General features: G+C 61.7%; 10 protein-coding genes. 5 read left to right on the top strand and 5 right to left on the bottom strand.

The features are described 5' to 3' along the window. The first annotated feature begins 639 nt into the window (after positions 1-639). The 5 genes from H663_RS33610 to H663_RS33590 are packed head-to-tail and all read left to right on the top strand — an operon-like array spanning position 640 to position 6,298. Positions 640-1,611 (top strand): TAXI family TRAP transporter solute-binding subunit, encoded by a 972-nt coding sequence (locus tag H663_RS33610; RefSeq protein WP_053173371.1) that lies wholly within the window; start codon positions 640-642, stop codon positions 1,609-1,611. Further along, positions 1,608-2,099, top strand: a complete 492-nt coding sequence (locus H663_RS33605) for a DUF1850 domain-containing protein (RefSeq protein WP_053173370.1) — start codon at positions 1,608-1,610, stop codon at positions 2,097-2,099. The genes H663_RS33610 and H663_RS33605 overlap by 4 nt, the downstream gene beginning before the upstream one ends. Positions 2,100-2,109: 10 nt before the next feature. Then, positions 2,110-4,290: a TRAP transporter permease gene (locus H663_RS33600; protein ID WP_053173368.1), complete on the top strand. Its 2,181-nt coding sequence runs from the start codon at positions 2,110-2,112 to the stop codon at positions 4,288-4,290. A gap of 4 nt (positions 4,291-4,294) precedes the next feature. Beyond that, the gene (locus H663_RS33595) at positions 4,295-4,906 is read left to right on the top strand and encodes a HutD/Ves family protein (protein WP_053173367.1); all 612 of its coding nucleotides are present in this window, start codon (positions 4,295-4,297) and stop codon (positions 4,904-4,906) included. A gap of 9 nt (positions 4,907-4,915) precedes the next feature. Next, positions 4,916-6,298, top strand: a complete 1,383-nt coding sequence (locus H663_RS33590; protein ID WP_053173364.1) for a formimidoylglutamate deiminase — start codon at positions 4,916-4,918, stop codon at positions 6,296-6,298. Between the two features lie 798 nt (positions 6,299-7,096). On the opposite strand, the gene H663_RS33585 is transcribed toward H663_RS33590, so the two are convergent. From H663_RS33585 to metH, 5 genes are all read right to left on the bottom strand, one after another. Then, entirely contained in the window at positions 7,097-8,167 is a 1,071-nt protein-coding gene (locus H663_RS33585) for a DUF6352 family protein (RefSeq protein WP_053173657.1), read from the bottom strand. Between the two features lie 65 nt (positions 8,168-8,232). Next, positions 8,233-8,775: a TPM domain-containing protein gene (locus H663_RS33580; protein WP_053173363.1), complete on the bottom strand. Its 543-nt coding sequence runs from the start codon at positions 8,773-8,775 to the stop codon at positions 8,233-8,235. A gap of 1 nt (position 8,776) precedes the next feature. Beyond that, positions 8,777-9,757, bottom strand: a complete 981-nt coding sequence (locus H663_RS33575; protein WP_083451207.1) for a TPM domain-containing protein — start codon at positions 9,755-9,757, stop codon at positions 8,777-8,779. 11 nt (positions 9,758-9,768) lie between these two features. Next, positions 9,769-10,374: a LemA family protein gene (locus H663_RS33570; protein ID WP_053173361.1), complete on the bottom strand. Its 606-nt coding sequence runs from the start codon at positions 10,372-10,374 to the stop codon at positions 9,769-9,771. Positions 10,375-10,472: 98 nt separating this feature from the next. Continuing rightward, on the bottom strand, positions 10,473-13,184 hold the full coding sequence (metH, locus tag H663_RS33565) for a methionine synthase (protein WP_083451206.1): 2,712 nt from the start codon (positions 13,182-13,184) through the stop codon (positions 10,473-10,475). Positions 13,185-13,228: the final 44 nt, after the last annotated feature.

Genomic DNA, 13,228 nt, shown 5'->3' with positions numbered 1-13,228 from the left:
ACCCCATAACGTCGGACTCTGCGAGTACCGACCTACGAGATGGCACTTCTCACACATGGATGTCGTAGGTCGGCGGTCGAAGACCCCGACGTGGGCCTGTGCAGAAACCAATATTGTCGGACTCTGCGAGTGCCGACCTACAAGATGGCACTTCTCACACATGGATGACGTAGGTCGGCGGTCGAAGACTCCGACAGGGGCCTGTGCCGGAACCAATATTGTCGGACTCTGCGAGAGCCGACCTACGAGATGGCATGTCTCACACATGGATGTCGTGGGTCGGCGGTCGAAGACCCCGACAAGGGCCTGTGCCCAACCCCATCATGGATGTTGTAGGTCGGCGGTCGAAGACTCCGACAGGGGCCTATGCTGAAACCAATATTGTCGGACTCTGCGAGTGCCGACCTACGAGATGACTTGGCGCGCAGATTTCAAACTTCAGCGTGCCGGATCCACAGGAGGCTTGCGCGCTAGGGTCTGTCTGTATTGGTTTTTCTGATGCTCAGCATCAGAATTGGCGAAGGCTAGGCCTGCTCAGGCTTTACAGCCCACACTGTGCGACTGCGAAGCGTTGGATGCCTGTTGCAAAAGGCCTTCGCTGACATTTTGACCGAACCCTCTCTTCACAAAGGAAAACCGATGAAACTCAATCGCCGACTGGTCCTGACCCTGGTGGCCTCTGCAGCCGTTCTCTCGGGTGCTGCCATGGCCCAACAACGCGTGTTTTTCGGCATCGCCACGGGCGGCACGGGCGGCACTTATTACCCCTTGGGCGGCATGCTGGCCCAGCTGATTTCCAACAAGGCCACGGTCGACGGCAAGAAAATCACCGCCACCGCTGAAGCCGCAGGCGCTTCGGTGGGCAACGCCAAACTGCTGGGCACCAAAGACATCGAGTCGGCCTTTGTGGCCGCCGACATTCTGGATGCGGCCTACAACGGCAAAGCCCAGTTTGCCAATGCGCCCCTGAAGAATCTGCGTGCCCTGGGTGCGCTGTACCCCGAGACCGTGCAGCTGATCACTCGCGCCGATTCGGGCATCAACGGCGTCAAAGACCTCAAGGGCAAAAGCATTTCCTCGGGCGCGCCCGGCTCCGGCCAGTACCAGTTGGTGACCGACTTGCTCAAGGTGCACGGCATGGCCCGCACCGATGTGAAAGAAGACAGCTCCTCCTTCACCCAAGCGGTGGACAAGATCAAGGACGGCAACTTGCACGCCACCTTGATCACGGGCGGTGTGCCCGTGGCGGCGGTGACCGACTTTGCGCAAAGCCACGCCCTGAAGATCATCCCGCTGTCCGGCCCCGAAGTGGCCACATTGCTCAAAGAGCAGCCTTACTACACCCAGGTGCAGCTGCCCGCCAACAGCTACAAAGGCCAGACCGCCGCTGTGCCCACGCTGGCAGTGATGGCCATCTGGGCCACACACGATGGCGTGCCCGAGAACGTGGCCTACGAAGTAACCAAGGCCTTGTATGAGAACACCGCCATCATGGGCCAGGTGCATGTGCAGGGCAAAAACATCAACCTGAACACGGCCACAGCCGTGGCCAGCGTGCCCCTGCACCCCGGTGCCTTGCGTTACTTCAAAGAAAAAGGCATCGCCAAGTGACAGACCCCAAGCGCCTCGCCCTGGTGGCGTGGGCGCTGGTGGCCTGCGCACTGGCAGCACCTGGGGTTGCGCCCGCTTGCGAGCTGGTGCTGACGGAACACCGCAGCGGCCTGGCGCTGACCCGCTTGCCCCTGAACCCGGCGCAACCCGCTGCCGATGTGGCCTTCACCCACTCGGTGCTGGGCACAACCGTGCTGGACCGCTATGTGTGGCGGCATAACTCGCAGGGCTGGCGCGCGCACTTGGTGGAAGAGCGCTTTGAAGGTGAAGGCTACGGCCTGCCATCGGCGGCCGGGCCGGGCGAGCGCTTGTTGCGCCATGGCGCGGGTTGGCGGTTGCTGCTGGACCGGGTGGTGAACCCTTTGGTGGTTTTGCCTTTGCCCGCCCAGTCGATGCGGCTGGTGCTGGCCGACGGACGCGAAGTTTTACTGGGCCAGCTGAGCCCCAAATCAATTGAAATGCGGGCTGAAAATTGCCCTTTGCCATGATGGAAAACCCATGAGTACCAGCCAACAAGAAATTGATCGCCTGATCGAGCAGTTTGACCCCGAATCGAGTTTTCGCCGCTTGGCCGGCTGGAGTGCCAAAGTCGTGATGGTGTTGTGTGCAGGCCTGTCGGCCTGGCACTATTACACCGCCGGTTTTGGCCTTGAAAACGAAATCGCCCACCGCGCCATCCACCTGGCCGTGGTGTTGGGCTTGTGCTTTTTGGTATTCCCGCGCCAAAAACGTATGCCCGGTCATTGGGAATGGACCGTGTCGGTGGGTCTGGCGGGCTTTTACCTGTTCATGGGCTGGAGCTTGCTCGGCAAGATCACGGAGCCCATCCCGGACGCCATGCGCTACACCTTTTTGGCGGTGCTGGTGGCCTTGGCAGGTTTGTCTTTGCCGTTCAAACATTTCGACGGCAGCCACAGCCACATTCCATGGCGCGACTGGGTGTTTGCGGCGCTGGCTTCGGGCTTTTCGTTGTACCTCTTGGTGTTTTTTCAGCACATCTACATCGATCGCCCCGGCCAGCACACGCCGCTGGACTTGATGATGGGCGTGATTGCGATTGCCATGGTGATCGAGGCCACGCGCCGCACCATGGGCATCTTCTTGCCGCTGCTGGCGATTGCGGCGATTTTTTACGGCTTGCTCGGGCCTTATCTGCCAGGCGGTTTGTCGCACCGGGGTTACAGCTTGTCGCGCATCGTGGCGCATTTGTACAAAGGCACCGAAGGCATTTACGGCATCCCGGTGGGCGTGGTGGCCACCTTTGTTTTTCACTTTGTGCTGTTTGGCATCATGGCCCAACTGACCGGCTTGGGGCAGTTGTTTGTGAACCTGGCCACCATTGCGGCAGGGCGCTTTTCCGGCGGTCCGGCCAAGGTGAGCGTGGTGTCTTCGGGGCTGTTTGGCATGATCTCTGGCTCAGCCATTGCCAACACCGTGACCACAGGCGTCATGACGATTCCGATGATGAAAAAAGTCGGCTTTTCGCCGCGCTTTGCGGGGGCGGTCGAAGCCTCGGCTTCTTGCGGGGGCCAGATCACCCCGCCCATCATGGGGGCTGCGGCTTTCATCATGGCGGAGACCTTGGGCATTCCTTACAACACCTTGATTTTGGTGGCGATTGTGCCGGCCCTGCTGCATTACTTTGCCATCTTGTTCATGGTGCACCTGGAAGCCAAGCGATTGAAGCTCCAGGGCATGGACCCCAAAGACATTCCGTCTTTGAGTTGGGTGATCAAAAGTTCATGGCACCTGTTCATTCCACTGGTAGTCATGGTCACGCTGCTGTTGCTGCAGTTCACGCCTTTTCTGGCCGCCTTTTGGGGCATCACCCTCACGGTGGCCTGCTCGTGGATTCCCCGCTTGATAGGGCCCTTGGGCAAAAACATGACCGGCATGGCGGTGGGGCCACAAGCGCTGGTGCAAGGCTTCGAGATGGGTGCCAAAGCGGCGCTGGGGATTGGCGCTGCGTGTGCCTGCGTCGGATTTGTCCTGGGCATCACCACGCTGACGGGCATGGGTTTCAAATTCTCGGCCTGGGTGATCGATGTCTCGGGCCTGGCCGCCCAAATGTTCATGGTGCTGGATGTGTTCAACTGGTTTGAGCTCAAACAGGTCACCATTTTCTTTGGCCTGATGTTCACCGCAGCCGCTTGCATCATCATGGGCTCGGGTGTGCCCACCACGCCCACGTACATCATCCTGGCCTCTATCGTCGCCCCGGCGCTGGCAGGGCTGGGTGTGCCGCAACTGGCGACACACTTCTTTGTCTTTTACTACGGTGTGCTGGCCGATGTGACACCGCCTGTGGCCTTGGCGGCCTTTGCAGCGGCTGGCATTGCCCGCAGCGAACCCATGCGCACCGGCATGACGGCTTTCAGGCTGTCCATGGGCAAGGTGCTGGTGCCCTTTGCTTTTGTCTACACGCCCGCTTTGTTGTTCATCGACTTCACCTGGTTCTCTTTCTTGCTGGCCACTGTTTGCGCGGTCGTGGCCGTGATGGGGCTGGGTGCAGCCTACACAGGCTTTGTGGCCCGGCCCATCCGAAAGCTGTCATTCTGGTTGTTGAATGCCATGTCCATCTCCCTGGTGTTTGCCAATCCTGTGGTCGCAGCCGTGGCCATTCCGGGAGTGCTGCTGATCTTGCTGTGGCACAGCCGTCCCTTGCCGAACACCGCCTGAGCCCATGCCCATTCATTTTTTTGAACGGGCCCAACTGCACGCCAGCCCCTGGAAAAACGGCGGCGGCGTGACGCGTGAAATCGCTTGTCATCCACCACAAGCGGGCATGCAGAATTTCGACTGGCGCATCAGCATTGCGCACATTGCCAGCGACGGTGATTTTTCAGTGTTCGCAGGGGTGGACCGGGTCATCACCTTGCTAGAAGGCGGCGGCGTGCATTTGAGCAGCGCCGAAGGCAGCGTCTTGCATGCGCTGGACACGCCTTTGCAGCCCTTTGCCTTTTCAGGCGATGCCGCAGTGCATGGGCGTTTGCTGAACGGGGACTGCCACGACTTCAATGTGATGACGCGCCGTGGTGTGTGTCAGGCCGAGGTGCGCGTGTTGCGTCGTCGAGAGACTTTGCTGCCCGCCCCGGCCGGTTTGCTGATGGCCATTCAGGGCGCATGGCAGGTGCAGACCCCTGACACCGACAAGGCAGAGGTCCAGCCACACACCATTGCACCCCAAACAGGGCTTTGGTGGCAGGGCGACACGCAGGGCTGGTCATGCCAATGCGCCGACTCAGATCCGCAAGCGGCCCTGCTGGCCGTTCGCTTGACCCCCACCCCACACTGAAACACCACGATGCACCACCAGCTGTTTGCCGAATACGCCTTGTTGCCCGGGGGCTGGGCCCGCGATGTCTTGCTGCAATGGAACGCCCAAGGACAATGGCAGGCCATGGAGGCAGTGCAGGCCGTCCCCCCCCAAGTGCCACGCGCCGCAGGGCCGGTGCTTCCGGGCATGCCCAATTTGCACTCGCATGCTTTTCAACGCGCCCTGGCCGGGCTGACCGAGTACCGCAGTCACGCGCAAGACAGCTTCTGGAGCTGGCGCACGCTCATGTACCGATTTGCCGCCCAACTCGGCCCCGCGCAGCTGGAGGCCATTGCCACGGGCCTGTATGTGGAAATGCTGGAGGCGGGCTACTCCAGCGTTTGCGAATTTCATTACCTGCACCACGACGCACACGGCCAGGCTTATGCCGACCCGGCCGAGATGTCGCTCAGCCTGCTGCGCGCCGCCCAGCGCACCGGCATCGGCATGACACTGCTGCCCGTGCTCTACCAAAACAGCGGCTTTGGCGGGGGGGCACCCACCGCGGGACAAAGCCGATTCATCCACAGCACCGAGTACATGCTGCGCCTGCTCGAACGCCTGCGGCCCGCTTGCGATGCCCAATCTGCCCGGCTGGGGCTGGCGCCGCACTCCTTGCGGGCCGTGACGCCCGAGAGCCTGCACGAAGTGCTCACGGGGCTGAAGGCGCTGGATGCCAGCGCGCCCATCCACATCCACATTGCCGAACAAACGGCCGAGGTCGACGCTTGCCTGGCCTGGTCAGGGCAGCGCCCGGTGGCCTGGCTGCTGGACCATGCGCCAGTCGATGCACGCTGGTGCCTGGTGCATGCCACGCACATGGACGCAAACGAATACCAACGCGCCGCAGCCTCGGGTGCCGTGGCCGGTCTGTGCCCCAGCACCGAGGCCAATCTGGGTGACGGCATTTTTGAATTCAAGACCTGGCAAAACCACCAAGGCGCTTGGGGCATTGGCTCGGACAGCCACATCGCGGTGAACCCGGCCGAAGACCTGATGCTGCTCGAATACAGCCAGCGCTTGTCTTTGCGGCAACGCAATGTGGCGGCCCACGCGCAGCAACCGGACGTGGCCCAGGCCTTGTGGCAAGGAGCGGTGGCAGGTGGGGCGCAAGCGGCGGCTCGGCCCGTGGCGGGGCTGGCGGTGGGGCAGCAGGCCGACTTCATCGTGCTCGATGCCCAACACCCGACTTTGGCGGGTTTGTCGCCCGACCAGATGCTGGCCAGCCATGTGATTGCCAGCAGCCGCCAAAGTGCCGTGGCACAGGTTTGGTCTGGCGGTCAGCTGCTGGTGCAACACGGCCGACACGCCTTGCACGACGAGGCCATGGCGGGGCTGGTGCAAGCACGCCGCGACTTGCTGAAAGCCTGATGGCGGCTTGTTACTGATCCGGCACGCTGAAGTTTGAAATGTGTGAGCAATGTCATCCCGTAGGTCGGTACTCGCAGAGTCCGACATGATGGGTTTCTGCACAGGCCCATGTCGGGGTCTTCGACCGCCGACCTACAACATGTCCCCTGTAGGTCGGCACTCGCAGAGTCCGACGTTTGTCGGTTCTGCACAGGCCCCTGTCGGGGTCTTCGACCACCGACCTACAACATGTCCCCCGCAGGTCGGCACTCGCAGAGTCCGACGTTTGTCGGTTCTGCACAGGCCCGTGTCGGGGTCTTCGACCGCCGACCTACAACATGTCCCCCGTAGGTCGGCACTCGCAGAGTCCGACGTTTTTGGTTTTAGCACAGGCCCCTGTCGGGGTCTTCGACCACCGACCTACAACATGTCCCCCGTAGGTCGGCACTCGCGGAGTCCGACGTTTGTCGGTTCTGCACAGGCCCCTGTCGGGGTCTTCGACCACCGACCTACAACATGTCCCCTGTAGGTCGGCACTCGCAGAGTCCGACGTTTGTCGGTTCTGCACAGGCCCATGTCGGGGTCTTCGACCACCGACCTACAACATGTCCCCCGTAGGTCGGCACTCGCAGAGTCCGACGTTTGTCGGTTCTGCACAGGCCCCAGTCGGGGTCTTCGACCACCGACCTACAACATGTCCCCTGTAGGTCGGCACTCGCAGAGTCCGACAATATTGGGTTCTGCACAGGCCCATGTCGGGGTCTTCGACCACCGACCTACAACATCTTTGCGCATTGAAAACTTCACAGGGCCGAATCACTAGACCTCGCGGGCCAGCGGCAAATTGAGCAACAAATTTTGCGGTTTGAGTTTGAGCAAGCCCTGCTCGTTCATGGCCAGGCCCAGATAGACGGGCTTGCCCTGCACATCTGCGCGCATGTCTTGCGGGTTGTCAAAGCGCAGTTTGAACAGGCTGATGAGTTGCTGTTGGCGCTGGGTTGACAGCTCGGTGCCTTGGTACAGGTCGTTGAGCAAGGCGGTGGCCGTGGCGTCCAGGCCCACATGCCAGCGCCAAGCCGGGTCATCGACTTTTTGCACCGGCTCGATGCTGACGGCCACACCCAAAAAGTGTTGCACCCAGCGGCCCAGCACCACCGACAAGGCCTTGAGGCCTGAGCGGGCGTTGACCATGCTCAAAATCAAACCGTGCGGCAACTGGTTTTGCAGTTCATGCGTCATGTCGAGCAAGAAGGCATAACGGCCCAGGCCCTCGCGCTGCGCCAGGTAGCGCTCGGCGTTGTCGGGGTGCAGCACTTTCACATCGACCGCTTTGAGTGGTGCGCCGCCTTCCATCAGCAAACGGCCCATCTCACCAAGCCCCCCAGTGGCTTGCAGGGTGTCGAGCGTGTCGCTGTCGCCAGACAGCACACGGCCACCTTCGATGGTGATGCGCTGGCGGCGAAACAGCAGCTCGGCGGCACGCCAGACCCAGGCGTCTTGCTCATCGGCCAGCACATTGCAGACGATGGCCTGCACCACCACGTCGATGAACAGCGGGGGCAGCTGAATATTGCCGCTGTGCTGCCAGGCCATGTAAGCCGATTCCAGCGAACCGGCGCTTTCGACATCGCTGCGAAAGCGCAGGAACAGTTCGTAGTTCTCACGCGCATCGTCGTCCTTGAAGGCCTGGAGTTGCGCGGGTGCGACCTGCATCAAAGGATTGTCCAACAGGGCCTGATGCAGCCGAATTTCTTCCTTGCACGATTCTGGCACCAGCGCCATTTCGGGGCGCTGCAACCACAGGCGCCAGTAGTCGGGCGTGGGACTCATCCAGCCGCGTGCGTTGCGCGTCAGGTGTTGGTGGCCGCAGGCGGTCCAGAAGTTGTGCATGTTGAGTCTTTGGTCTTGCCACCCCGCAGGGTGTCGATGGTCTTTGTTCTGGTCCGGCCCCGGGCTCAGGCCCAAATCACCCGGTTGCACAGCTCGTCCGGATTCGCCTCACCGGGCTGCAGCGGGAAGTGCTGGACCAGCAGCGCCGAGACTTCTTGCAGGGCCTGCGTGAGACCGCTGTCGAAGTCGCCTATTTGCAAGTGCTCACCCAAATGCTGCACCACCGCTTGCCAGTGCGCATCGGGCACATGTCGACTGATGCCCCGGTCGGCCACGATTTCAACGCGGCGCTCGGCCAGCAGCATATAGATGAGCACGCCATTGTTGTGCTCGGTGTCCCACACGCGCAGCTTGCCAAACCACGACAGTGCACGCTCGCGTATCACCACAGGCAAGGGTGCTTCGCGCCCCGCTCGCCACAGATAGCTGTTGGGCAAGGCCGCTTCGACGCACAGCACGATTTCGCCGCTGTGCCTCGCCTCGCTGGCGCTCACCCGGGCCTGCAGTTGCTCGGCCATGGCTGGGGGCACCGCCCGTTCGGCGGCGCGCTCGTCCATCCAGCGGTGTCGCCACCAACGTGCCCAAAAGCTCAGAAGCGATTCACGCATGTCACCAGCTCCCGGAGGCACCACCGCCCCCAAAATCACCACCGCCGCCCGACGAAAACCCACCGCCGCTGGAGCCACCCGACCCGCCCCAGCCGCCGTGACCACCGTGGCCGCCACCCCAACCGGAAAAATCACCGCCACGCCCACGGCTCTGACTGCGCCGCACTGCAGCACTGGGCAGGGCCTGCATGAACAGCGCCGACATCAGGCCCAGCATGGCGGCGATGCCCCCTAGCCAGAGCAGACCGGTCACGCTCCAAACCACAACACCGACCACGCCCCCGCTGGCCAATGCGCCCAAGCGCTGCCCCAGCACCCGGCGCAGCACGCCCGCCACGACCGGCAAAGCCACCAGCAACAACACGACCAGATTGAGCCAATCCACCCCGGCATCCCCAGCGGTTTGGGCACCTTGAACGCCTGTCTCGGGCAAGGGCAAAGCCTCGCCCTCGATGCGGGCTTGCAGGTGCGTCAATCCTTCACGCAAGCCACCCGCGACATCCCCCCGGCGAAAGGCTGGTGTGATCACCTGGTCAATGATGCGTTGGGCCGCCAAGTCGGGCACCGCGCCTTCGAGTGCCTTGGCCGGGGCAATGCGCAAACGGCGGTCATTCAGGGCCACCACCAGCAGCAAACCATCGCCCACCTGGCGGCGGCCGATTTTCCAGGCATCACCCAGGCGCTGGGTGAAGTCGGCGATGTCCTCGGGGGCGGTGCTGGGCAGCACAAGCACCACGATTTGGGTGCCGCGTTGCTGTTCAAAGGTCTTGAGTTGCTGCTCAAGGGCCGCCACATCGGCCGCGGACAGGGTGCCGGTTTGGTCCATCACACGGGCGGTGAGGGGCGGCACTGGCACGAGGGTTTGGGCCCAAGCAGGCGACAGGCTCAAGATGACCCAAGCCATGGCGCTCAACACAAGCCGCGTCAAACCTTTGGTCAAGCTGTTCCCGCCGAACCGGCCGATTTGCCAAGACTTGGGCATGTGGGTGTGAATCACTTGCCGAAGTCCACCTTGGGTGGCGCGCTGATGGCCGCTTCGTTGGCCACCGTGAAGTTGGCCTTGGGCGCGTAGCCGAACACCTTGGCCGTCAAGTTGGTGGGAAAGCTGCGGGCCAACACGTTGTAGTCTTTCACCGCAGCGATGTAGCGGTTGCGCGCCACGGTGATGCGGTTTTCGGTGCCTTCGAGCTGCACACGCAAATCGGCAAAACCCTGGTTGGCCTTGAGGTTGGGATACTGCTCCGACACCACCATCAAACGCGACAAGGCGCTGGAAAGTTGCCCCTGCATGGCCTGAAACTGCTGCATCGCCTGGGGATTGGTCAGCACCTCGGGGGTGATTTGAAAACTCGTGGCCTTGGCGCGCGCTTCAATCACCTTGGTCAGGGTTTCCTGCTCAAAATTGGCTTCGCCCTTGACGGTGGCCACGATGTTGGGCACCAGATCGGCTCGGCGCTGGTATTGGTTGAGCACTTCGGACCAGGCAGAAGTGGTCTGCTCATCCAGGCGCTGGAAATCGTTGTAGCCGCAGCCGGTCAGGCTGAGGGCCAAGGCCAGTGATGCGAGCCAGGCGCTGGCTCGGGTGGCAAATCGGTTCATGTGGCATCTCTCCAAGTGTGACAACAAGGGAAAAGCTTAACGCATCCACCTTCTGCGGCCTGTGCAGTGCGCACAGGTTTGGGCAGTTTCCAAAGGTTTCAGAGGTTAGGGGCCAGCAGGCGCTGCAGGGCCTTGACCTCCACGCCGCTGCGCTGGGCCAAGTCTTGCACCTGGTCGTCACCGACTTTGCCCACGCTGAAGTACTGCGCCTCGGGGTGGGCGATGTAGAAACCACTCACGCTGGCCGCAGGCGTCATGGCCAAGCTTTCGGTCAGACCCATGCCGATGTCCTGACATTGCAGCAGGTCAAACATGGCTTGTTTGGCGCTGTGGTCGGGGCAAGCGGGGTAGCCGGGTGCGGGGCGGATGCCCTGGTATTTTTCGGCAATCAATTCTTCGTTGCTCAGCGCCTCGGTTGCGGCATAGCCCCACAGGTCGGTGCGCACTTTTTTGTGCAGGCATTCGGCCAATGCTTCGGCCAGGCGGTCGGCCAGAGACTTGAGCATGATGGCGCTGTAGTCGTCGTGCGCGGCTTCAAAAGCGGCGGCGCGTTTGTCGGCGCCAATGCCTGCGGTGACGGCGAAGACGCCGACATGGTCTGGCGCTGTGCCTTGCGGCGCGACGAAATCGGCCAGGCAGCGGCTGGGGCGCATCACGCCTTCAATGCGTTGCTTTTCTGTTTGTTGACGCAGGCCGCGCCAAGTCATGGCGACTTGCTGGCGTGATGCGTCGGTGTAGAGCGCGATGTCGTCGTCATTCACGCTGTTAGCGGGGTACAGGCCCAGCACGGCGTTGGCCGTGACCCAACGGCCGTCGATGATTTTTTGCAGCATGGCTTGGCCGTCTGCATAAACCTTGCGCGACTGCTCTCCCACCACTTCGTCGTCAAGGATCGCGGGGAAAGGCCCGGCCAAGTCCCAGGTCTGGAAGAACGGACCCCAGTCGATGTATTGCGCGATCTCGGCCAAGTCGTAGTTTTTGAACACGCGGCGACCGATGAACTTGGGTGCGGCGGGCACGCCGTGCGACCAGTCAATCGGCGTTTTGTTGGCGCGGGCCTGCGCCAGCGTCCACATGGGGGTTTGCTTTTTGTTGGCGTGTTGCTCGCGCACCTTGGCGTAGTCGGTGTTCAAGTCGGCGATGAACTTGGCCGCTTGCTCGGACAACAAACCTTGCGCCACGCCCACGCTGCGCGAAGCATCGGGCACATAGACCACGGGGCCGGTGTAGTTTGGCGCGATTTTCACGGCGGTGTGCACGCGGCTGCAGGTGGCGCCGCCAATCAGCAGCGGCATCTGGCGCTCGCGGAAGTAGGGGTCTTTTTCCATCTCGGCCGCCACGTACTGCATCTCTTCGAGGCTGGGCGTGATCAGGCCCGACAGGCCAATGATGTCGGCGTTTTCTTCTTTGGCCTTGGCCAAGATTTCGTGGCAAGGCACCATCACGCCCATGTTGACCACTTCGAAGTTGTTGCACTGCAAAACCACCGTGACGATGTTTTTGCCAATGTCGTGCACATCGCCCTTGACGGTGGCGATCACGATCTTGCCCTTGGCTTTCACGTCTTCGCCTGCCGCTTCTTGCGCAAGCTTTTCGGCCTCGATGTAAGGCAGCAAATGTGCCACGGCCTGCTTCATGACACGAGCGCTTTTGACCACCTGCGGCAAGAACATTTTTCCTTGGCCGAACAGGTCACCGACCACGTTCATGCCGTCCATCAGCGGGCCTTCGATCACATGCAAGGGGCGACCGCCTTTGGCCAGAATCTCTTGGTAGGCCTCTTCGGTGTCGTCGCTGATGAAGTCGGTGATGCCGTGCACCAGCGAGTGGCTCAAGCGCTGCGCCACGCTCACGGGCGCATCGGGCGTGCCGCGCCAAGCCAGTTTGGTGCTCTCGTCTTTGGCCGCGCCTTTGGCGCTGTCAGCCACTTCGACCAAACGCTCACCTGCATCGGGGCGACGGTTCAGCACCACGTCTTCCACCCGTTCGCGCAGCGTGGGCTCCAGGTCGTCGTACACGCCAACCATGCCCGCGTTCACGATGCCCATGTCCATGCCGGCTTGGATCGCGTGGTACAGGAACACGGTGTGGATGGCCTCGCGCACCGGGTCGTTGCCACGGAATGAAAAACTCACGTTGGACACACCGCCCGACACCTTGGCACCCGGCAGGTTTTGCTTGATCCAGCGCGTGGCGTTGATGAAGTCCACCGCGTAGTTGTTGTGCTCTTCGATGCCGGTGGCGATCGCAAAAATGTTGGGGTCAAAAATGATGTCTTCGGGCGGGAAGCCGACCTCATCCACCAGCACCCGGTAAGCGCGTTCGCAAATTTCGATCTTGCGTTCGTAGGTGTCGGCCTGGCCTTTTTCGTCAAACGCCATCACCACTGCGGCCGCACCATAACGCTTGACCAACTTGGCCTGGCGCTTGAACTCATCCAAGCCCTCTTTCATGCTGATCGAGTTGACGATGCCCTTGCCCTGGATGCAACGCAAACCGGCTTCGATCACGGTCCATTTGGACGAGTCCACCATCACCGGCACACGGGCGATGTCGGGCTCACCGGCCATCAGGTTCAAAAACCGCACCATGGCCGCCTGGCTGTCGAGCATGGCTTCGTCCATGTTCACATCAATCACCTGTGCACCGTTTTCGACCTGCTGACGCGCCACGGCCAAAGCCTGCTCGTACTCGCCATTCAAGATCATGCGGGCAAAGGCCTTGGAGCCGGTCACGTTGGTGCGCTCGCCCACGTTGACAAACAGCGACCCGGTGCCGATGGAGACAGGCTCCAGACCGGACAACTTCATGGGAGGAACAGACAGAATTTCAGACGCGACAACAGACACAGACT

The sequence above is a fragment of the Limnohabitans planktonicus II-D5 genome, assembly GCF_001270065.2.
GTDB lineage: Bacteria > Pseudomonadota > Gammaproteobacteria > Burkholderiales > Burkholderiaceae_C > Limnohabitans_A > Limnohabitans_A planktonicus.
This window is presented reverse-complemented; position numbering and strand designations above follow the sequence as displayed.

Excerpts from the sequence above, each read along its gene's own strand:
- H663_RS33570 (WP_053173361.1), bottom strand. The coding sequence starts at position 10,374 with ATGAACCGATTTGCCACCCGAGCCAGCGCCTGGCTCGCATCACTGGCC.
- H663_RS33575 (WP_083451207.1), bottom strand. The coding sequence starts at position 9,757 with ATGCCCAAGTCTTGGCAAATCGGCCGGTTCGGCGGGAACAGCTTGACC.
- H663_RS33585 (WP_053173657.1), bottom strand. The coding sequence starts at position 8,167 with ATGCACAACTTCTGGACCGCCTGCGGCCACCAACACCTGACGCGCAAC.
- H663_RS33595 (WP_053173367.1), top strand. The coding sequence starts at position 4,295 with ATGCCCATTCATTTTTTTGAACGGGCCCAACTGCACGCCAGCCCCTGG.
- metH (WP_083451206.1), bottom strand. The coding sequence starts at position 13,184 with ATGAAGTTGTCCGGTCTGGAGCCTGTCTCCATCGGCACCGGGTCGCTG.
- H663_RS33610 (WP_053173371.1), top strand. The coding sequence starts at position 640 with ATGAAACTCAATCGCCGACTGGTCCTGACCCTGGTGGCCTCTGCAGCC.
- H663_RS33600 (WP_053173368.1), top strand. The coding sequence starts at position 2,110 with ATGAGTACCAGCCAACAAGAAATTGATCGCCTGATCGAGCAGTTTGAC.
- H663_RS33580 (WP_053173363.1), bottom strand. The coding sequence starts at position 8,775 with ATGCGTGAATCGCTTCTGAGCTTTTGGGCACGTTGGTGGCGACACCGC.
- H663_RS33590 (WP_053173364.1), top strand. The coding sequence starts at position 4,916 with ATGCACCACCAGCTGTTTGCCGAATACGCCTTGTTGCCCGGGGGCTGG.